This is a genomic window from Arthrobacter sp. SDR-2R (genome assembly GCF_057747955.1).
In genome coordinates, this window is sequence record NZ_CM173231.1 from 1,886,695 (window position 1) to 1,906,437 (window position 19,743).

Below are 19,743 nucleotides of genomic sequence, written 5' to 3' on the forward strand. Positions count from 1 at the left end.
GGGATTCCTTTGCGGGGATTAGGGCCTCATCTGCTGAAGCCGGCCCCCGTTTGGGTTACCGTAACTATCAGCGTGCTGATGGCAATGTCGCGGTGCTGACAACAGCCCGTCCAAGAGAACAGGTAAGTCCGCACCATGGACCAGGCGATGATCGAGTTCCAGAGCGTTACCAAGCAGTACCCGGGCGGCCAGCCGGCGGTGGACGGGCTGTCCATGTCCATTGCCAAAGGCACTGTGACGGTCTTCGTGGGTCCTTCCGGCTGCGGTAAAACAACATCGCTCAGGATGATCAACCGCATGGTGGAACCCACGTCAGGGACCATCACCGTGGACGGCCGGGATGTCACCACGGTGCCGGCGGCCGAACTGCGCCGCTCCATGGGCTACGTCATGCAGTCGGCAGGTCTGCTGCCGCACCGCTCGGTCCTCGACAACATCGCCACCGTTCCTCGGCTGAACGGCGTCTCCAAAGCTGACGCCCGGAAGCGCGCAGAGGAGCTCCTGGACGTGGTGGGCCTGGCGCACTCCCTCGGCAAGCGGTACCCGTCCCAGCTGTCCGGCGGCCAGCAGCAGCGCGTTGGCGTTGCACGCGCGCTCGCCGCAGATCCGCCTGTTCTCCTCATGGATGAGCCGTTCAGCGCCGTGGACCCCGTTGTCCGGGACGAACTCCAGCAGGAACTGCTGCGCCTCCAGAAGGACCTGGCCAAGACCATCGTGTTCGTAACCCACGACATCGACGAGGCCACCATCCTGGGCGACAGGGTCGCCGTCTTTGCCACCGGCGGCAAGCTGGCCCAGTACGCCACCCCGGAGGAAATCCTGCGGGCACCGGCCAACAACTTCGTCGCATCCTTCGTGGGGCGGGACCGCGGCTTCCGCCACCTGGGCTTCACGCCGTCCGACGGCGTGGCCATCCATCCCGTGCCCACGATCGTCCGCTCTCCGGACGGATATGAGTCTGATGCCAGTGCTGCCGGTGGCTGGCAGTTGGTGGTGGATGCGGACAAACATCCCCTGGGATGGTCGGCACCAGGGACCGAGACCGAGCTCGTTCCGGGTGGGTCGCTGTTCCGTCCGGGAGAGAGCCTGCGGCGGGCCCTTGACGCGGCCCTGTCGTCCCCGTCGGGCCTCGGTGTCGCCGTTGATACCGATGGCACGGTATTGGGCGTGGTCCGCGGCGGTGAGGTCCTGGCGCTGATCGAAGAGGCGCGCCAGTTGCGGCAGGCTGCCCTCTGATGGAATGGTTCCTGGCCAACGCCGGCATGATCCTGGAACGCGGCGGCCAGCACCTGGTGCTGGCACTCGTTCCCATGGCCCTGGGCCTGCTGATTTCCATTCCGCTGGCGCAGTTGGCACGGCAGAACAGTGCACTCCGCTCCGTGGTCCTGACGGCTTCCTCCCTCCTCTACACCATCCCCTCGCTGGCGCTGTTCATCATCCTGCCCACCATCCTGGGCACCCGGATCCTGGATCCCCTCAACGTGGTGGTGGCCCTGACCATCTATGCCGTGGCACTGCTGGTGCGCGCCGCCCTGGATGCCTTCGATTCCGTGGACGCAGACGTCAGCCAGGCCGCGCAGGCCATGGGCTTCAAGCCGCTGGCCCGGTTCCTGCAGGTGGACCTGCCGCTCTCCCTGCCGGTCCTGTTCGCCGGGCTGCGGGTGGTGTCCGTCAGCAACATCTCGCTGGTCAGCGTCGCCGCCCTGCTGGGTGTCGGCAACCTGGGCATGCTCTTCACCGATGGCCTCCAGCGCGACTTCGTCACCGAGGTGGTGGTGGGGATCGTCGCCATCCTGATCCTCGCGCTGCTGATGGATGCCGTCCTCGTCCTGCTGGAACGCATCCTCACTCCGTGGGAACGGGCAGGAACGCGGCGGGGCCGCAGGGATGAAGGCGGCACTGCGCCCGCCGCTGCGGAGCGCGCCACCCTGGCGGGAGAAGCAGCGTGAGCAACGTCTTTTCAGATACCTTCGCCTGGCTTTCCGACCCCCTGCACTGGTCCGGAAGCATGGGCATCCCCGCCCGGCTGTTGGAGCATCTGCAGTACACCGGACTCGTCATGCTGATCGCCACTGCCATCGCCGTTCCCGTCGGGCTGTTTGTCGGCCACACGGGAAGGGGACGGGTGGCAGTCGTCGCCCTGGCCGGAGCCCTGCGCGCGCTGCCCACCCTGGGCCTGCTCATCCTGTTCGTTCTGCTGGCCGGCATCGGGCTGATGCCTCCCATCTGGGCGCTGGTGATCCTCACCGTGCCCCCGCTGCTGGCCGGGACGTATGCCGGCATCTCCAGCGTGGACCGGAATGTGGTGGACGCGGCCCGGGCCATGGGAATGACTGAACTGCAGGTCCTGTTCCGGGCCGAGCTGCCCAACGCACTCACCGTCATGTTCGGCGGTTTCCGGACCGGCGTGCTGCAGGTGATCGCCACCGTCTCCGTCGTTGCCTACATCAACCTAGGTGGCCTGGGCCGCTGTCTCTTCGACGGCCTTGTCCTTAGCGACTTCCCCCAGATGCTGGGAGGTTCCCTCCTCATCGCGGCGCTGGCGATCGCCGTCGACCTTGTCCTGTCCCTGTTCCAGAGGCTGTTCCTGACCCAAGGGGCCTCGAAGCTGTCCTACCGCAGCCATGAGGCTGCGGTTGATCTCACAGACCCCGTTGTTGCGGAGACTGTTGTTCAAGGAGGTAAGTCATGAAAGATAGCCGTCCCCAGCGCCTCGGAAGGCGGGCGTTCAGCGGTCTGGCCGCCGGGCTTGGCCTGGCAGTGGCATTGTCCGCCTGCGGGGGGTCGTCCGATCCGCTGAAGAACCCGCCGGCCACCAGCGGCAGTGCATCGGGCGGGGCGACCTCCCTCGTGGTGGGTTCAGCCGACTTCCCGGAGAGCCAGATCATCGCCGAGCTGTATGCCGGTGCATTGAACGCCAACGGCATCACCGCCACCACCAAGCCGAACATCGGCTCCCGCGAGGTCTACTTCAAGGCCGTCCAGGACGGCTCGGTGGACGTGGTGCCGGACTACAGCGGCAACCTGCTGCTGTACGTGGACAAGGAAGCCAAGGAGGTCTCCGCCGGTGACATCGCCAAGGCACTGCCCGGCAAGCTGCCGGACGGACTCGGCGTGCTGGACGTGTCCAAGGCCGAGGACAAGGACGCCATGGTGGTCACCAAGGCAACGGCGGAGAAGTACCAGTTGAAGTCCATCGAGGACCTGGCCAAGGTCTGCAGCGAGATCGTAGTGGGGGCTCCGGCCACGTTCGCCGAGCGCGCGTACGGCCTGCCCGGACTGAAGAAGAACTACAACTGCGTCCCCAAGAAGCTGGAGCCCTTCAGCGACGGCGGCGGCCCGGTGACGCTCAAGGCGCTGCTGGAGAACCAGGTGCAGGTGGCCGACATCTACACCACCACGCCGTCCATCGCGGACAACGACCTGGTGGTGCTGGAGGACCCGAAGAACAACTTCATCGCCCAGCAGGTCCTGCCGCTGTACAACAAGGCCAAGATGACGGACAAGGCCAAGCAGGCGCTCAACTCCGTGTCCAGCACGCTCACGACGGATGACCTGATCAACCTCAACCGGGCAGTCAGCGGCAGCCAGAAGCAGGACGCCAAGGCGGCAGCAACCGCCTGGCTGAAGGACAAGGGCATCGTCAAGTAAATCGGTTCCCTGTCCGCACGGGCAGGGTACGGACTGGTGATTAACGACGGCGGCTGCCGGACCTGCGGGGGTCCGGCAGCCGCCGCCGGCCGTGTGGTGGACGTCTCAACGGGGATGCATCCTTCCTGTGGCATATTTGAGGGATGGCAGAATTCAGGCAGTCCACGAAGCTCAACAACGTCCTCTATGACATCCGTGGACCGATCCTGCAGGCCGCCCAGCAGATGGAGGCGGAGGGCCATCGAATCCTCAAACTGAACATCGGCAACCCGGCGCCGTTTGGCTTCGAGGCGCCGGACGCCATCCTGGTGGACATGATCCGCCACCTGCCCCATGCCCAGGGCTACAGCGACTCCCGCGGCATTTTTTCGGCACGCACCGCCGTCTCGCAGTACTACCAGACCCGCGGGATCCAGAATATCCACGTGGATGACATCTACCTGGGCAACGGTGTCAGCGAGCTCATCACCATGTCCCTCATGGCCCTTCTTGACGACGGCGATGAAGTGCTCATCCCCACGCCGGACTACCCGTTGTGGACCGCGTCCGTGGCGCTGGCCAGCGGCAGGCCGGTGCATTACCTCTGCGACGAGGAATCCGGCTGGCAGCCCGACCTTGACGACCTGGAAGCGAAGATCACGCCGCGCACCAAGGGCATCGTGGTCATCAACCCGAACAACCCCACGGGCGCCGTCTACCCGGAAGAGACGCTGAAGAAAATCGTCGCCCTCGCCGAGAAGCATGGCCTGGTGATTTTTGCCGACGAGATCTACGAAAAGATCCTGTACGAGGACGCCGTCCATGTGAACCTCGCCAAACTGACCGGTGACGACGTCCTGTGCCTGACGTTCAGCGGGTTGTCCAAGGCGTACCGCGTCTGCGGCTACCGGGCCGGCTGGATGGCCATCTCCGGGCCCAAGAAGGATGCCGCCGACTACCTCGAAGGCATCAACCTCCTGGCCAATATGCGCCTGTGCGCCAACGTCCCGGCCCAGCACGCCATCCAGACGGCGCTGGGCGGCTACCAGAGCATCAACGACCTCATCCTCCCCGGTGGCCGCCTGCTGGAGCAGCGCAACAAGGCATACGACATGCTGAACGCCATCCCGGGCGTCAGCACGCAGCAGGCCCGGGGTGCCCTTTACCTCTTTCCCCGGCTCGACCCGGAGGTCTACCACATCCGGGACGACGAAAAGTTTGTCCTTGACCTCCTGAAGGAACAGAAGATCCTGGTGTCCCACGGCCGTGCCTTCAACTGGGTGCGCCCCGACCATTTCCGGATGGTGACGCTGCCCAACGTCAAGGACATTGAAGAGGCCATCGGCCGGATGGGGGACTTCCTAACCAGGTACCAGGGGAACTAGCCTGTGCTCACGGGCCTACCGGTCCGTGCAACCTTGCGGAAAGGACTCCCATGGCCCGCGTCGTCGGCTTCGACCAGCATCCTGCTGAAACCCTTCGGGCCGGGGAGGGGTTCTCCCTTGCCGCAGTGGACCCGGACTCGACCCCCGGGTACAGCGGCAACAAGGCTGACGGCCGGCTGCTGCTGGCGGAGATGGACGACGAACTTTCCGGGTTGCAGGAAAAGCTCTTTGCCGAATCCCGGTTCGGGGGGACCAAGCGGATCCTATTGATCCTGCAGGCCATGGACACCGCCGGCAAGGGCGGAATCGTCAGCCATGTCATGGCGGCGATGAACCCTCAGGGCGTCCAGTTCAAGGCATTCAAGGCGCCCACCGACGAGGAGAAGTCCTACGACTTCCTGTGGCGGATCGAAAAGGAAGTGCCGGCGGCCGGAATGGTGGGTGTGTTCGACCGCTCCCACTACGAGGACGTTCTCATCCATCGCGTCCACGGATGGGCCACCCCGGACGAGATCAAGCGGCGCTACGTGGCCATTAATGAGTTTGAAACACGGCTGGCCGACTCGGGGACGAAGATCATCAAGGTGATGCTCCACATCAGCAGTGCGGAGCAAAAGGAGAGGCTGCTGGCCCGGCTGGATGATCCTTCCAAGCACTGGAAGTACAGCAGGGGAGACCTGGACGAGCGGGCCCACTGGGAGGACTACATGGCCGCATACCAGGCGGCCATCGACGAAACGAGTACGCCCAACGCGCCATGGCATGTTGTTCCGGCCAACAAGAAGTGGTTCGCCCGGATCGCGGTCCAGCAGCTGCTGCTCGGCGCCTTGTCCGGCCTGAAGCTGGAGTGGCCCAAGGCCGAGTTCGACGTAGCTGCCGAGCGGGAGCTGGTGGCCCGTTCCTGAGGGCCGGCCCTGGCCGTGGTCCTGCTTCAGCTTCCCTGTTTGGTTTTCCCCGCTTCCGGGTTTGCCTAAAGCGGCTGGTCCCGGGCTGCAGCCAGCCGCTTCCGGGCGCCCTCCAGCCACTCCTCGCAGCGTACCGCCAGCGCCTCACCTCGTTCCCACAGGGCCAGGGACTCCTCCAGGCTTGCCCCTCCTGCCTCCAGCCTGCCCACCACTGCTATGAGCTGCTCCCGCGCTTCCTCGTAGCTCAGGGCTGCGACGTCGGACTCAGGTTTCTGTTCGGTCATGACTTCTCTTCCAATTCCTGGTGGTGGTCGGGGTTTCCTGATTGTGACCCGCCGGCCCCGGTGGACATGGCCCCGGTGGACATGGTGCCGGTAGACGTGGCTCCGAAGCGCCCCTCTGCCACGCGGATGGACAGGGCGGCCCCCGCCGGCGCTTCGGCAGGACGGCGGACAACGGCGTGGCCGGCCTGAGCGATCCGGGCGGCCTGGTCTCCTGCCAGTTCGACGACGGCGTACCCCCGGTCAAGCGTCTTTTGGGGCGAGAGGGCCCGGACCTGGGCTTTCAGGTGTTCAAGCTGGTCCGCTGCCCGCACCACGGTGGAGCTCACGGCCGCAGAGGACCGCCGCAGCAGCCGCTCGATTTCCTCGGCCCGGACGGAGACCATTCCTTCGGGTGCCGCCATGACGGGCCGGGAATGCAGGGCCGCCAGCCGGTCCGACTCCCGGTCCACCAGCCGGTCCATGCACCGCCGCAGTTGTTCCCGCGCCTGGCGCACGCCGGCGAGTTCTTCCGAGACTTCGGGAACGATCCGCTTGGCGGCGTCGGTGGGGGTGGAAGCCCGGAGGTCTGCAACATCATCCAGCAGCGGCCGGTCGGCCTCATGCCCGATGGCACTCACCACGGGCGTGGCGGCGGCAGCCACTGCCCGGACCAGTTCCTCGCTGTTGAACGGCAAGAGGTCTTCCAGCGCCCCGCCGCCCCGGGCGATGACAATGACGTCCACCTCAGGCCGGGCGTCCAGTTCCCGCAGGGCGCGGACCACCTGGGCCACGGCGGTATTCCCCTGGACAGCAACCTCGCGGATCTCAAACTCCACCGCCGGCCACCGCAGGGCTGCGTTGCGCAGGATGTCCTTCTTGGCGTCCGAATCCCGCCCGGTGATCAGGCCGATGCGGTGAGGCAGCAGGGGCAGCGGTTTCTTCCGTGAGTCGGCAAACAAGCCCTCAGCCGCCAACGCCTGGCGCAGCCGCTCGATCCTGGCCAGCAAGTCGCCCAATCCCACGGGCCGAATGTCCCGCACCAGCATGTTGAGCCTGCCCGTCTTCAACCAGAACTCCGGTTTCAGCAGGGCCACCACCCGTGAACCGCGCTCCAGCGGCAGATTCTGCCGTTCCAGCACCTTGGTCCACACCGACGCGGGAAGGGACACCTCTGCGTCCACGTCGCGAAGCGTGAGGTAGGCGTTGGTGCCGCGGCGGTTCAGCTCGATGACCTGGCCTTCCACCCATGCCGACGGGGTGCGGTCGATATGCGCCTTAAGCTTCTGCGACAACAGCTGCAGCGGCCAGGGGTTGTCCGGGCTGGTTTCCGCCGCTGTGGCCGGCAGGGTAGTGGGCGCCGCACCCGGAAGGGAGGCCTGGTCAGACATGCGGACGCCGTTGGGAGGCTGCTGGTGCTGCGGGCATGCGGTCCTTCATCTGTTGTGGGCGGTCAATCAACCTTATCCATAAGGTGTAGCACCGGGCACTGACAGGGACGGCCCTTCCACCCTGCCTAGGATGGGGTAAGGCTCCCAACCTCGAAGGACCTGTTGTGCGCACTTTTGTCTCTGCCATCGCCACCGTGCTGGGCATCCTCCTGGCCGCCGTTGCGGTTCCCGCCATGTGGGTGGACCGGAACATTGTCCAGGAAGACGGGTTTGTCCGGCTTGCAGCTCCACTCGGCAAGGACTCAGACTTCCAAAGGAAACTCGCTGCGGCGGCGGTGGGAACGATCGATACCGGATCTGTCCCCGGTTTCCTGTCCGGGCTGGTCCAGCCGATGCTCGAGAAGGCGGCGGAGTCCCTGACCGGGCTTCCCGGCTATCCGGCGGCGTGGGAGGAGACGCTCCGCCGGAGCCACCGCCTAAGTTTCGCCGACCCGGCGGCCAGTCCGCAGGGCGGTGCCTCGGCATCCTCGTTAACCCTCGACGTCGCCCCGTTGGTTGCCCTCGGCTCGGAGGAGATCTCCCGCACCACCCGGCTTCCCCTCGACCCTCCGGAGCAAACGCTGATCAATGTCGGCCAGCCCGTTCAGCGGCAATGGACCGAGCGGCTGGCCACGTACGCACCCATGGGCTACATCCTGGCCATCGGTTCAGCCATAGCGTTCCTGCTGGCTCTCGTCGCGGCACGGCGCCGCTGGACCGTGCTGCTGGCAGCCGGACTTGGCGGACTGGCCCTTGCCGGGGCGTGGGGCTTGGCCTTACAGCTGGGTTCGGCCCGTGCCCAGGCCACGGACACCGGCAACGCGGTGGCCAACATGTTCCGTGACGAGTTCCTGGCCGCCGCAGGCACCGATTTCCAGACGTGGATCGCAGCGGCCACGGTGACAGGTGGCGTTCTTATGGCAGCAGGCGTTGTGACGTTGTTCGCATCCCGGAAACGGGCGCGGGCCAGCCGGTAGCATGGAGGGATGACCACCTCGGCTGTACCCCTCTCGATGCCAACCATTCCACGCAGGCGCCGCTCGCCTGAGGACGTAGCAGCGGCAGCCCCCGTGAACGGCACCAAGAAGGTGCTGTTGGCTGCCCCCCGTGGCTACTGTGCAGGCGTTGACCGGGCCGTGATCGCCGTCGAAAAGGCACTGGAACACTACGGGCCGCCCGTGTATGTCCGCAAGCAGATCGTCCACAACGTCCACGTGGTCAGCTCCCTGGAGGAAAAGGGCGCCATCTTCGTGGAGGAGACGGACGAAGTGCCCGAAGGCGCGCTGGTGATTTTCTCCGCCCACGGCGTTTCCCCCGCAGTGGTCGAATCCGCCGAAGAGCGCGGCCTGCGCACCATTGATGCCACGTGTCCGCTGGTTACCAAAGTGCACAAGGAAGCCGTCCGCTTCGCCAAGGACGATTTCGACATCCTCCTGATCGGCCACGACGGGCATGAGGAAGTGGAAGGCACCTCCGGTGAAGCGCCGGAACACATCCAGATCATCAACGGTCCCCATGAAGTGGACAAGGTAACTGTCCGTGACCCCGAGAAGGTCATCTGGCTCTCGCAGACCACGCTGAGCGTCGACGAGACCATGGAGACCGTCCGGCTGCTCAAGGAGCGGTTCCCCACCCTGCAGGACCCGCCCAGCGATGACATTTGCTACGCCACCACCAACCGCCAGGTCGCCATCAAGAAGATCGCACCCAAGGCGGACCTGGTGATCGTGGTGGGCTCGGCCAACTCGTCGAACTCCGTCCGCCTGGTGGAGGTGGCACTTGAGTACGGCGCCAAAGCCTCCTACCGGGTGGACTTCGCCAACGAGGTTGACGAAGCCTGGTTCGAGGGCGTCGCTACCGTGGGCGTCACATCCGGGGCTTCGGTTCCGGAAGTCCTGGTCCAGGACGTCCTCAGGCTCCTGGCAGACTATGGCTACGGCGCGGTGGAGGAAGTGGTCACGGCAGAGGAAGACCTCCTGTTCTCGCTGCCCAAGGAACTCCGCGCAACCCTGAAGCAGGCCGGCGACGTCAGCCGCGCCCTTGGCGGACGCCGGCCCCGCAGCTGAGTCCCCTGCATTATCAGCAGCCGGACGCCAACCAGACGTAAAAGACGGGCGGGGCAGTCACACGACTGCCCGGCCCGTCCTGCATCCGCGGCCCGTTGTCAGGCGGCCTCGCCGTCGCCCTGGAGTTCGGGTGCCACCAGCGAGCGCGGCGTCACCTCCACAACAGGAGGTGTCACCAGGCCGGACTCCTCGAGCGTGTTGAGCTTCCGGGCAGTGGGCAGCACCCTGGCTTCCAGGGTGCCCACCATGGCGTTGTAACGGTCCACCGAAGACTTGAGGGAAGAGCCCAGTTTGGTGACGTTTTCACCCAGGGTGCCCATCCGGTCGTACAGCTGCCGCGCGAGCTCGAACAACTCACGTGCACTGTCCGTCAGTACGTCCTGGCGCCACGTAAATGCCACCGACTTCAGCACGGCCAGCAGGGTGCTCGGCGACGCAAGGACCACGTTGCGGGACAACGCGTAATCCAGGAGCCCGGCGTCGGCAGTCAGTGCCGCCGCCAGGATGGATTCGGCCGGAATGAAACAGACCACCAGTTCCGGAGAGTTTCCCGGGATGTCCCAGTATTTCTTGGTGCCCAATGCGTCAACGTGCGCCCTCAAGGCCTTGGCATGCGCCGCCAGCAGCGCCTGCCGGTTCCGCCCATCACTTACCGACTGGAGTCCGGAGGGCTGGCCGGCGCGCGGATCCACCGCACCCAGTTCCTGTGCCTCAAGGTAGGACGACAACGGGACTTTGGCATCCACCACCAGCTGCTTGTCGCCCGGCAACTGCACCACCAGGTCCGGGCGGACAGCCGAGTCCTGGCCGGCGCTGTGCACCTGTTCCACAAAGTCCACGTGGCGCAGCATCCCCGCGGCCTCCACTACACGCCGCAGCTGCACCTCGCCCCACTGGCCCCTGGCGCTGTTGGAACGCAGGGCCGATTCCAGGGCATGCGTGGACCGGATGAGCTGTTCATCGGAAAGCCTTGCCTCCTGCAGCTGCTGCGCCAGTTGGCCGTACTGTTCCACCCGGTCCCGCTCCAGCAGCGCCACCTGCTGCTGGACAGCGGACAGCTTCTCCGCCACCGGGGCCAGGGCGCGCAGGACACTGCCGTCCTGCGTCCTGGCCTCGCCCAGCTCACGGTTCTGCACCGCCAAAAGCCGCCGCTCGGCGTCGGCCGCTGCCAGCTGCGCCGTGACCTCCGAAAGGCGGGACGACACCTGGTCAAAGTCCGCTTCCAAGGCATGCGAGTTCCTGCGCAGGGAGAAATAAGTGGCCGCGGCGCCGGCAAGCGCACCAAGCAGCAGCATGAGAAGGGCCAGAATCAAGGCAAAAGCATCCATGGCTTCACTGTTGCACGGGCCTCTGACAATCAAAGGCAATGACATTCCCCGGTAGGGGCTGCCGGGGCCGGACGGGTAGAATCAATGCTCGTGGCTCTAACTATTGGCATCGTCGGACTGCCCAACGTCGGCAAATCAACCCTCTTCAACGCGCTCACCCGCAACCAGGTCCTGGCCGCGAACTACCCGTTCGCCACCATTGAACCGAACGTCGGTGTAGTGAACCTCCCGGACCCCAGGCTCCAGAAGCTCGCCGGGATCTTCGGCTCGCAGCGTGTCCTGCCTGCCGCCGTGTCCTTCGTCGACATCGCAGGCATCGTCAAGGGTGCGTCGGAGGGGGAGGGGCTGGGCAACCAGTTCCTGGCCAACATCCGCGAGGCTGAAGCCATCGCCGAGGTTGTCCGGGTCTTCGATGACCCCGACGTGGTGCACGTCGACGGCAAGGTGGATCCCCGCTCGGACATGGAAACCATCAACACCGAGCTGATCCTCGCCGACCTGCAGACCATCGAAAAGGCCATCCCGCGGATCGAAAAGGAAGTCAAGATCAAGAAGCGGGAGGCCGCCGAGCTTGCGGCCATCAAGGCCGCGCAGGCGGTCCTGGAACGGGGTGACACCATCTACTCCTCCATCAAGAGCGACAAGCTGGAGATGGAGCACCTCAAGGAGCTGGGGCTGCTGACGGCCAAACCCTTCATCTACGTTTTCAATGCGGATGAAGCCATCCTGGGCAGCCCGGAAAAGCAGGAGGAGCTGCGCGCCATGGTGGCCCCCGCGGACTGCATCTTCCTTGACGCAAAGCTCGAAGCAGACCTCGTGGAACTCGACGAGGAAGAGGCCCGCGAGATGCTCGAGATGAACGGCCAGGACGAATCCGGCCTGGACCAGCTGGCGCGCGTCGGCTTCCACACCCTGGGGCTGCAGACGTACCTCACTGCCGGGCCCAAGGAAGCGCGGGCCTGGACCATCCGGCAGGGGGACACGGCACCGCAGGCCGCCGGCGTCATCCACTCCGACTTCCAGCGCGGATTCATCAAAGCCGAGGTGGTCTCCTTCAACGACCTCGTGGAGGCCGGCTCCATGGCTGAAGCAAAGTCCCGCGGGAAGGTCCGCATCGAAGGCAAGGAATACGTCATGGCCGACGGCGACGTGGTGGAGTTCCGCTTCAACGTCTGACCGGCCGGACGGCTTATCCTGAGTCTGTAGGGCGTGATCGTGGCGACCCAGTCCCCTCCGGAGAGGGAAAACACAAGGAGGCGGCATGCCGGTCCGGCGTCTGATGCAGTTGCTCATCGCCGTATTGGCGGCTGCCCTGGTTCTTTCAGGCTGCTCAGGCACCAGTGCCCCCTCGGTGGTGGTGGGGGAGGCGAAGCGCGGCGGCAGCGTGACGGTGGCGGAGGTCAATGCCTTCTCCTCGTTCAACCCCTACAGCGCCAACGGCAATACCGACATCAACTCGAAGATCGGTGCCATTACCCACTCCGGCTTCTACTACCTCGATGACAGCTCCAAAGTTGTCCGCAATGACAAGTTCGGGCACTTCGAAAAGGTCTCCGACCAGCCGCTCAAGGTGAAGTACACAGTCAACGAGGGCGTCAAGTGGTCGGACGGTGCGCCAATTGGCGCGGCCGACCTGCTACTAAGCTGGGCCGCCGGGTCAGGCTACTTCGACGACGTCGATCCAGCGGCCGGGAAGGGAACCAAGTACTTCTCCGTGGCGTCTGACACCACCGGGCTGGCAGGCACCCAGTTTCCTGAAATCGGCTCGGACGGCCGGTCCATCACCATCGAGTACGCAGCACCGTATGCCGACTGGGAAGTGGCGTTCGACGTCGGCCTCCCGGCCCACGTCGTCGCCGCCAAGAGCGGGCTGAACGATGAGGAGGACCTGGTTGATCTCCTCAAGGACACCCCGCGGGGCAATCCGGAAAAGCCGGCATCGAACCCCGCGCTCAAGAAGGTCAGCGACTTCTGGAATACCGGTTTCGATACAAAATCCATTCCCGACGATCCGGCACTCTACCTGTCCAGCGGCCCCTACATTGTCCGCGACATCGTCCCGGAGGTTTCAATGAAGCTGGTCCGGAACCGGGACTACGTCTGGGGTTCCGAACCCTGGCTGGACGAGATCAACGTCAGGTTCACCGGGGCAGTGCCGGCCGCAGTTGATGCCCTGCGCAACGGGCAGGCAGACATCATCTCGCCCCGGCCCTCGGCTGCCACGGACAATCTCCTCACGGGCCTGTCCGGCCAGGGCATCATCGTTGAACGGTACAAGCAGTCCGGCTACGACCACCTGGACCTCAACTTCGCCGGACCGTTCGCCGACAAGGACGTCCGGGAAGCGTTCCTCAAGACGGTTCCACGGCAGGCAATCGTGGACGCAGTGCTGGGAAACCAGGTGCCGGACAGCAAGCCGCTGGACTCGCAGGTCTTCCTGCCTGGACAGCCCAAATACGAAGAGACGGTAAAGAACAACGGCTCCTCAAACTACGCCAAGGTGGACATCGACGCCGCAAAGAGCCTCCTGAAGGGCGCAACCCCCACTGTCCGGATTCTCTACAACCGCGACAATCCCAACCGTGCCAGGGCGTTCACCCTGGTCCGCGACTCGGCCGTCCTGGCAGGATTCCGGGTGGTGGACGGTGGCCAGGGGAGTGCCGACTGGGCAGCTGCCTTGAGCCGTGGCGGCTATGACGCCGCCTTGTCCGGATGGATTGGGACCGAGGCCGGCGTGAGCCGGGTGCCGCAGATCTTCCGCACCGGGGCAGGCAGCAACTTTACGGGCTATTCCGACGGCGACGCGGACAAGGTCATGGAACAACTGTCCCAGACCACGGATCTGGGCAAACAGGACGAACTCCTGGCCGAGATCGACAAGCACGTCTGGGAGGACGCGTACGGGCTGCCCCTCTACCAAACCCTCGGCACAACTGCCTTCAACTCCAAGGTGGCCGGCGTGAAGACCAGTCCCGGCCCCCTCGGTGTGTGGTGGAACGTATGGGACTGGCGTCTGTCCTGACGCAGCCGCGTTTCCTTTAGGTCTTCCGGCCCTTGCGGGGAGCCGCGCCAGCCGATTCGCCGTCTGGCTTACTGGCGAGTAGCATGTGACGTGCCTAACTATCCACTGTGGCCTGGGGCATTTGACTGCGCCGGTCACGGTTTGGCAACGGAGTACCAGTATCTGGACTTTGTGCGGTTAGGCTAACCCGTATATGTAGGTTTCGTCACAGCGGTGTGCTGCGTCCGGCCTGCGGGGAAGCACAAGATTCCCCTATACATCTCTCCCACAACTCATAGGAGGCGGAATGCGTTTTACGCGCACTTCCAAAGCATTGGGCATCGTGGCAATCGCCGCGCTTGCCTTGACCGGATGCGGCACCGGTGGCGGTGGCAGCAATGAGGGTGCCAGCAATGCTGCCGGCGACCCGAACAAGGTCATCACGGCCTACAGCAACGAACCACAAAACCCGTTGCTGCCTGCCAACACCAATGAGGTCTACGGCGGCCGTGTCGTAAACCTGCTGTTCGAAGGCCTTCGCAGCTACGACGCGAACGGCAAGGCAGTCAACGCGCTGGCCGACTCGATCGACTCGTCGGACGCGCAGAACTGGACCATCAAGGTCAAGCAGGGCCAGAAATTCACCAACGGTGAAGCCATCACGGCCAAGACCTTCGTTGACTCCTGGAACTTCGCGGCAAACTCCAAGAACCTGCAGAACAATGGCTTCTTCTTCGAATCCATTGCCGGGTACGAGGATGTCTCCGCCGTCGATTCCGTCAAGGGTGCTGACGGCAAGACCACCACCACGCCCGCTCCCAAGGCCGACACCATGTCCGGCCTGCAGGCGACCGATGATTCCACCATCACGGTCAAGCTCGCCCAGCCCGAGGCCGACTGGTCTCTGCGCCTTGGCTACTCCGCCTTCTACCCGCTGCCCTCCGCGGCTTTGAAGGACCCCAAGACCTACGGCGAAAACCCCGTGGGCAACGGCCCCTACAAGTTCGAGAAGCAGGGTTCCTGGGTCCACGACCAGTCCATCACGCTGGTCAAGAACGCTGATTACAACGGCACCCGCCCCGCCAAGAACGGCGGCGTGACCTTCAAGTTCTACACCGACCCGGGCCCCGCGTACACCGACCTTCAGTCGGACAACCTGGACATCACCGATGTCCTGCCGTCCAACGCCCTGAAGACCTACGTCAACGACTTCCCGGATCGGAACGCCACCAAGCCGGTAGCCACCGATTCCACCCTGAACATCCCGGGCTACAACCCGAACTTCCAGGGTGAAGCCGGCAAGCTGCGCCGCCAGGCTCTGTCCTACGCCATCAACCGCGAGGAAATCGCCAAGGTGGTCTTCAACGGCACCCGCACCCCGGCCAAGGCCTTCGCGCCGCCGGTCATCGATGGCTTCAAGGAAGGCATCAAGGGCAGCGAAGTCCTGAAGTTCGACGCCGCCAAGGCCAAGGACCTGTGGGCACAGGCTGAGAAGATCAAGCCGTACGACAACTCCAAGCCGCTCCAGATCGCCTCCAACACCGATGGTGGCAACAAGGAATGGATCGATGCCGTCGCCAACGGCTTCAAGAACAACCTCGGCATCCAGGCTGAAATCCAGCCCTTTGCCAAGTTCGCCGAAGTCCTGAACCTGCGCAAGTCCCAGCAGCTGCCGGGCCTGACCCGTGCGGGCTGGCAGGGTGACTACCCGTCGCTCTACAACTTCCTGGGACCGGTCTGGGCCACGGGCGCTTCCTCCAACTACGAGAAGTACTCGAACCCTGAGTTCGACAAGCTCCTCAAGGAGGGCCTGGCCGCCAAGAGCACCGACGAGGCCAACGCCAAGTTCAACCAGGCACAGGAGATCCTGTTCCAGGACCTGCCCGGCCTGCCGCTCTGGGACCAGGCACGGCCGATCGTGTGGAGCAACAACATCGTGAAGGCCGAAACCGGCTGGAACGGTGAAATCCTCTACTACGGCATCACCGCCAAGTAGTCCCAGATCTAACTTGCCGTCAAGGCTGATGGGGGTTCCGGTTACGTCCGGGCCCCCATTGGCTTGCAAACGGCAGGAAGGCACTCATGAACGCGTTTTCTCCTTTACCGGAAGGCAGGTAACACTGTGCTCCGGTTCATTCTGCGCCGACTCCTCCAGGTGATCCCTGTTTTCCTCGGCACAACCCTCTTGGTCTACTACATGGTGTTCGCCCTGCCCGGTGATCCCATTGCGGCCTTGTTCGGCGACCGCCAGCCCCCGCAGGCGGTCATCGACACCCTGCGCAGCCAGTACAACCTCGACCAGCCCTTCTGGGTCCAGTACGGCCTGTTCCTCAAGAACCTCTTCACCTTCAACCTGGGCAATGACTTCACCGGCCAGCCGATTGCGGCAAGCCTGGCGCGGGTCTTCCCGGTGACGGCGATGCTCGCCATCGAGGCGCTGGCCATCCAGGCCATCTTCGGGGTCGCGTTCGGCGTTTTCGCGGGCCTGCGCCGCGGCGGCTGGTTCGACTCCACGGTGCTCGTGGCATCGCTGGTGGTCATCGCCGTCCCCACCTTCGTGTTGGGCTTCGTCTTCCAGCTCGTCTTTGGTGTCCAGCTGGGGTGGGCCAAACCCACCGTGGGCGCCAATGCCAACTGGGTCACCCTGCTGCTGCCGGCAGTGGTCCTGGGACTCGTCTCCTTTGCGTACGTCCTCCGCCTGACCCGGGCATCGGTGAGCGAAAACATGAACGCCGACTACGTCCGGACGGCAACCGCCAAGGGTCTGTCCCGGCCCCGGGTGGTCCTGGCGCACATCCTGCGCAACTCGCTGATCCCGGTGGTGACCTACCTGGGTGCCAACCTTGGCGGCCTGATGGGCGGTGCCATCGTGACCGAGGGCATCTTCAATGTCCCCGGCGTGGGCAACAAGCTTTACCAGGCCGTCCTGCGCAGTGAAGGTCCCACCATCGTCTCCATCGTCAGCGTGCTGGTGCTGGTGTTCGTGGTGGCCAACCTGCTTGTCGATCTCCTGTACGCCTGGCTTGACCCGAGGATCCGCTATGACCAGTAATAACAGCCACTTTGTGGCACCCATCGACGAGACACCTCTGCAGGCAACGGACGCCGTCAAGACCGACCAGGCCCCGCTCAGCCTGTGGGCTGACGCCTGGCGCAAGCTCCGCCGTCGTCCGTTGTTCATCATCTCGGCACTGCTGATCCTTGCCCTGATCGTGATTGCGCTGTTCCCGGGCCTCTTCACGTCAACCCCGCCCAACGAGGGCTGTGAGCTTGCCAACTCCGAGGCAGGCCCCACCGCCGGGCACCCGTTCGGCTTCACCTTCCAGGGCTGCGACGTCTATTCCAGGGTCATCCACGGCACGCAGGCCTCACTTTCCGTGGGCCTGCTCTCGGTACTCTGCGTCCTGGTCATCGGTGTGACCCTCGGCGCCCTCGCCGGATACTACGGCGGCTGGATCGATGCCGTGCTGGCCCGCCTGGGCGACATCTTCTTCGCACTGCCGCTGGTGCTGGGCGCACTGGTGATCACGCAGCTCCCGCTGTTCCGCGAGAACAAGAGCGTATGGACCGTGGTATTCGTTATCTCGCTCCTGGCGTGGCCGCAAATGGCCCGCATCACCCGGGGCGCTGTCATCGAGGTGCGCAATGCGGACTTCGTCACCGCTGCACGGGCGCTGGGTGTCTCCAAGTTCGGCGCACTGATCCGCCACGTCCTGCCGAACGCCCTGGCCCCGATCATTGTCCTGGCAACGCTGGAACTTGGCGTGTTCATCGTTGCGGAAGCCACCCTGTCCTTCCTGGGCATCGGCCTCCCGCAAAGCATCATGTCCTGGGGCAATGACATTGCAGGTGCCCAGGCATCAATCAGGACCCGGCCGGAAATCATGCTCTACCCGGCCGCCGCGCTCTCCCTTACGGTGTTGAGCTTCATCATGCTGGGCGACGCCGTGCGTGACGCCCTTGACCCGAAGAGCCGTCAGCGATGAGAGATAAAGAGATGACAACTCCAGACGTCCGCATTGATGAGGCCGGCACTACCGGCGTCAGGCCGCTGCTCGAAATCCGTGACCTGGCCATCACCTTCAAGACCGGCGGCGGTGAAGTCCAGGCTGTCCGGGACGCCCACCTGACCATCATGCCGGGCGAAACCGTGGCAATCGTGGGGGAATCCGGCTCCGGAAAGTCCACCACTGCCTTGGCGGCCATCGGGCTCCTGCCCAACAACGGCAGGGTCTCCGGCGGCCAGATCCTGCTCGACGGCGAGGACATTGCCCACGCCAGCGAGCAGCGCATGATCGAACTGCGCGGCAACACCATCGGCATGGTCCCGCAGGACCCCATGTCCAACCTGAACCCCGTGTGGAAGATCGGTTACCAGGTGAGGGAAACTCTGAAGGCGAACGGCCGTCCCAGCGGGCCGGACGACATCGCCAAGGTGCTCTCCCAGGCAGGCCTGCCGGATGCCAAGCGGCGGGCCAACCAGTACCCGCACGAGTTCTCGGGCGGCATGCGCCAGCGCGCGCTGATCGCGATTGGCCTGTCCTGCCAGCCGCGCCTGCTGATCGCGGACGAACCGACGTCGGCCCTCGACGTCACCGTCCAGCGGCAGATCCTGGACCACCTGGAAACCATGACCAACGAGCTGGGCACCTCGGTCCTGCTGATCACCCACGACCTGGGCCTGGCAGCCGAGCGCGCGGACAAGGTCGTGGTCATGTACCAGGGCCGCGTCGTTGAAGCGGGACCGTCGCTGGAACTTCTCCGCAACCCGCAGCACCCCTACACCAAGCGGCTCGTGGAGTCCGCTCCGTCGCTTGCCAGCCGCCGTATCCAGGTGGCCAAGGAGCAGGGCGTGGAGACGGCGGACCTCCTTGCGCCCGCCGCTGAAACGGTGAAGTCCGATACCTTCCTGCAGATCCAGGACCTGCGGAAGGTGTACAAGCTCCGCCAGGGGCTGGGCAAGACCACGGACTTCGCCGCCGTCGACGGCGTGAGCTTCGACGTCCGGCGTGGCACCACGACGGCGATCGTGGGGGAGTCGGGCTCCGGCAAGTCCACAGTGGCCAAGATGGTGCTCCAGCTTGAGAAGCCGACGGACGGCAGGATCCTGTTCGACGGCGTCGACACCTCCGCCCTGAAGCCTGCCGAACTGTTCAAGTTCCGCAGGCGGGTCCAGCCGATCTTCCAGGACCCGTACGGTTCGCTCGATCCGATGTACAACATCTACCGCACCATCGAGGAACCGCTGCGGGTCCACAAGATCGGCGACCAGGCCAGCCGGGAAAAGAAAGTCCGGACGCTGCTGGACCAGGTGGCGCTGCCCCAGTCCGCCATGCAGCGGTATCCGAACGAGCTGTCAGGCGGGCAGCGGCAACGCGTTGCCATTGCCAGGGCGCTGGCGCTGGACCCCGAAGTCATCATCTGTGACGAGGCTGTCTCTGCGCTGGACGTGCTGGTGCAGGCCCAGGTGCTCAACCTGCTTGCCGACCTGCAGGCCAACCTTGGACTGACCTACCTGTTCATCACGCATGACCTTGCCGTCGTCCGGCAGATCGCAGACCACGTGTGCGTGATGGAGAAGGGCCGCCTGGTGGAAACCGGGTCCACGGACGACGTCTTCGAAGCGCCTAAGCAGGACTACACCAAAGCGCTGCTGAACGCCATCCCCGGTGCGAAGCTGATGCTTCCTCCTGAGGTGGCGTAGCGGAACGTTTTCGCTGAACGGCTTGAGCCGGGAT

General features: G+C 64.7%; 17 protein-coding genes. 14 read left to right on the forward strand and 3 right to left on the reverse strand.

Annotated elements, in window-relative coordinates; all coding sequences use genetic code 11:
• The first annotated feature begins 135 nt into the window (after positions 1–135).
• From AC3ANU_RS08825 to AC3ANU_RS08850, 6 genes are all read left to right on the forward strand, one after another.
• The gene (locus tag AC3ANU_RS08825; protein WP_488315855.1) at positions 136–1,236 is read left to right on the forward strand and encodes an ABC transporter ATP-binding protein; all 1,101 of its coding nucleotides are present in this window, start codon (positions 136–138) and stop codon (positions 1,234–1,236) included.
• The gene (locus AC3ANU_RS08830; protein ID WP_488315856.1) at positions 1,236–1,949 is read left to right on the forward strand and encodes an ABC transporter permease; all 714 of its coding nucleotides are present in this window, start codon (positions 1,236–1,238) and stop codon (positions 1,947–1,949) included. Before AC3ANU_RS08825 ends, AC3ANU_RS08830 begins: the two co-directional genes overlap by 1 nt.
• Positions 1,946–2,692, forward strand: coding sequence for an ABC transporter permease (locus AC3ANU_RS08835; RefSeq protein ID WP_488315857.1), 747 nt, complete (start codon positions 1,946–1,948; stop codon positions 2,690–2,692). Before AC3ANU_RS08830 ends, AC3ANU_RS08835 begins: the two co-directional genes overlap by 4 nt.
• Positions 2,689–3,651, forward strand: a complete 963-nt coding sequence (locus tag AC3ANU_RS08840) for an ABC transporter substrate-binding protein (protein WP_056394123.1) — start codon at positions 2,689–2,691, stop codon at positions 3,649–3,651. Before AC3ANU_RS08835 ends, AC3ANU_RS08840 begins: the two co-directional genes overlap by 4 nt.
• Before the next feature lie 143 nt (positions 3,652–3,794).
• Positions 3,795–5,015: a pyridoxal phosphate-dependent aminotransferase gene (locus AC3ANU_RS08845; protein WP_134163751.1), complete on the forward strand. Its 1,221-nt coding sequence runs from the start codon at positions 3,795–3,797 to the stop codon at positions 5,013–5,015.
• Positions 5,016–5,065: 50 nt separating this feature from the next.
• Positions 5,066–5,920, forward strand: coding sequence for a polyphosphate kinase 2 family protein (locus AC3ANU_RS08850; protein ID WP_018769250.1), 855 nt, complete (start codon positions 5,066–5,068; stop codon positions 5,918–5,920).
• A 65-nt stretch (positions 5,921–5,985) separates the two neighbouring features.
• On the opposite strand, the gene AC3ANU_RS08855 is transcribed toward AC3ANU_RS08850, so the two are convergent.
• Together AC3ANU_RS08855 and xseA are read right to left on the reverse strand one after the other, a co-directional pair.
• Positions 5,986–6,204 carry an exodeoxyribonuclease VII small subunit gene (locus AC3ANU_RS08855; protein ID WP_018769251.1) on the reverse strand — a complete coding sequence of 73 codons (219 nt, stop codon included), beginning with the start codon at positions 6,202–6,204 and terminating at the stop codon, positions 5,986–5,988.
• Positions 6,201–7,571, reverse strand: coding sequence for an exodeoxyribonuclease VII large subunit (gene xseA / locus AC3ANU_RS08860; RefSeq protein ID WP_134163753.1), 1,371 nt, complete (start codon positions 7,569–7,571; stop codon positions 6,201–6,203). The genes AC3ANU_RS08855 and xseA overlap by 4 nt, the downstream gene beginning before the upstream one ends.
• Positions 7,572–7,735: 164 nt before the next feature.
• Here xseA and AC3ANU_RS08865 point away from each other — a divergent pair, with 164 nt between their 5' ends.
• Positions 7,736–8,587: a hypothetical protein gene (locus AC3ANU_RS08865; RefSeq protein ID WP_018769253.1), complete on the forward strand. Its 852-nt coding sequence runs from the start codon at positions 7,736–7,738 to the stop codon at positions 8,585–8,587.
• 9 nt (positions 8,588–8,596) lie between these two features.
• Positions 8,597–9,676 (forward strand): 4-hydroxy-3-methylbut-2-enyl diphosphate reductase, encoded by a 1,080-nt coding sequence (locus AC3ANU_RS08870; RefSeq protein ID WP_026265762.1) that lies wholly within the window; start codon positions 8,597–8,599, stop codon positions 9,674–9,676.
• A 98-nt stretch (positions 9,677–9,774) separates the two neighbouring features.
• Here the strand turns inward: AC3ANU_RS08870 and AC3ANU_RS08875 are convergent, their stop codons facing one another.
• A complete protein-coding gene (locus tag AC3ANU_RS08875; RefSeq protein WP_018769255.1) occupies positions 9,775–11,004 on the reverse strand; it encodes a DNA recombination protein RmuC in 1,230 nt (409 codons plus the stop codon).
• Between the two features lie 90 nt (positions 11,005–11,094).
• Between AC3ANU_RS08875 and ychF the strand changes: the two genes are divergently transcribed.
• The 6 genes from ychF to AC3ANU_RS08905 all read left to right on the forward strand — a co-directional run bounded on the left by ychF (position 11,095) and on the right by AC3ANU_RS08905 (position 19,709).
• Entirely contained in the window at positions 11,095–12,180 is a 1,086-nt protein-coding gene (gene ychF / locus AC3ANU_RS08880) for a redox-regulated ATPase YchF (protein ID WP_026265763.1), read from the forward strand.
• Between the two features lie 85 nt (positions 12,181–12,265).
• Positions 12,266–14,026 carry an ABC transporter family substrate-binding protein gene (locus AC3ANU_RS08885; protein ID WP_268001696.1) on the forward strand — a complete coding sequence of 587 codons (1,761 nt, stop codon included), beginning with the start codon at positions 12,266–12,268 and terminating at the stop codon, positions 14,024–14,026.
• Positions 14,027–14,312: 286 nt separating this feature from the next.
• Positions 14,313–16,001, forward strand: coding sequence for a peptide ABC transporter substrate-binding protein (locus tag AC3ANU_RS08890; RefSeq protein WP_018768615.1), 1,689 nt, complete (start codon positions 14,313–14,315; stop codon positions 15,999–16,001).
• 126 nt (positions 16,002–16,127) lie between these two features.
• Positions 16,128–17,057, forward strand: a complete 930-nt coding sequence (locus tag AC3ANU_RS08895) for an ABC transporter permease (protein WP_018768614.1) — start codon at positions 16,128–16,130, stop codon at positions 17,055–17,057.
• Complete coding sequence (locus AC3ANU_RS08900; RefSeq protein ID WP_018768613.1) at positions 17,047–17,991, forward strand: ABC transporter permease; 945 nt, start codon at positions 17,047–17,049, stop codon at positions 17,989–17,991. The genes AC3ANU_RS08895 and AC3ANU_RS08900 overlap by 11 nt, the downstream gene beginning before the upstream one ends.
• 11 nt (positions 17,992–18,002) lie before the next feature.
• Entirely contained in the window at positions 18,003–19,709 is a 1,707-nt protein-coding gene (locus AC3ANU_RS08905; RefSeq protein WP_018768612.1) for a dipeptide ABC transporter ATP-binding protein, read from the forward strand.
• Positions 19,710–19,743: the final 34 nt, after the last annotated feature.

What these genes read in the sequence shown, in the direction of transcription:
- AC3ANU_RS08825 (WP_488315855.1), top strand. Translation starts at nt 136, where the DNA reads ATGGACCAGGCGATGATCGAGTTCCAGAGCGTTACCAAGCAGTACCCG.
- AC3ANU_RS08830 (WP_488315856.1), top strand. Translation starts at nt 1,236, where the DNA reads ATGGAATGGTTCCTGGCCAACGCCGGCATGATCCTGGAACGCGGCGGC.
- AC3ANU_RS08840 (WP_056394123.1), top strand. Translation starts at nt 2,689, where the DNA reads ATGAAAGATAGCCGTCCCCAGCGCCTCGGAAGGCGGGCGTTCAGCGGT.
- AC3ANU_RS08845 (WP_134163751.1), top strand. Translation starts at nt 3,795, where the DNA reads ATGGCAGAATTCAGGCAGTCCACGAAGCTCAACAACGTCCTCTATGAC.
- AC3ANU_RS08850 (WP_018769250.1), top strand. Translation starts at nt 5,066, where the DNA reads ATGGCCCGCGTCGTCGGCTTCGACCAGCATCCTGCTGAAACCCTTCGG.
- AC3ANU_RS08855 (WP_018769251.1), bottom strand. Translation starts at nt 6,204, where the DNA reads ATGACCGAACAGAAACCTGAGTCCGACGTCGCAGCCCTGAGCTACGAG.
- xseA (WP_134163753.1), bottom strand. Translation starts at nt 7,571, where the DNA reads ATGTCTGACCAGGCCTCCCTTCCGGGTGCGGCGCCCACTACCCTGCCG.
- AC3ANU_RS08870 (WP_026265762.1), top strand. Translation starts at nt 8,597, where the DNA reads ATGACCACCTCGGCTGTACCCCTCTCGATGCCAACCATTCCACGCAGG.
- AC3ANU_RS08875 (WP_018769255.1), bottom strand. Translation starts at nt 11,004, where the DNA reads ATGGATGCTTTTGCCTTGATTCTGGCCCTTCTCATGCTGCTGCTTGGT.
- AC3ANU_RS08885 (WP_268001696.1), top strand. Translation starts at nt 12,266, where the DNA reads ATGCCGGTCCGGCGTCTGATGCAGTTGCTCATCGCCGTATTGGCGGCT.
- AC3ANU_RS08890 (WP_018768615.1), top strand. Translation starts at nt 14,313, where the DNA reads ATGCGTTTTACGCGCACTTCCAAAGCATTGGGCATCGTGGCAATCGCC.
- AC3ANU_RS08900 (WP_018768613.1), top strand. Translation starts at nt 17,047, where the DNA reads ATGACCAGTAATAACAGCCACTTTGTGGCACCCATCGACGAGACACCT.
- AC3ANU_RS08905 (WP_018768612.1), top strand. Translation starts at nt 18,003, where the DNA reads ATGACAACTCCAGACGTCCGCATTGATGAGGCCGGCACTACCGGCGTC.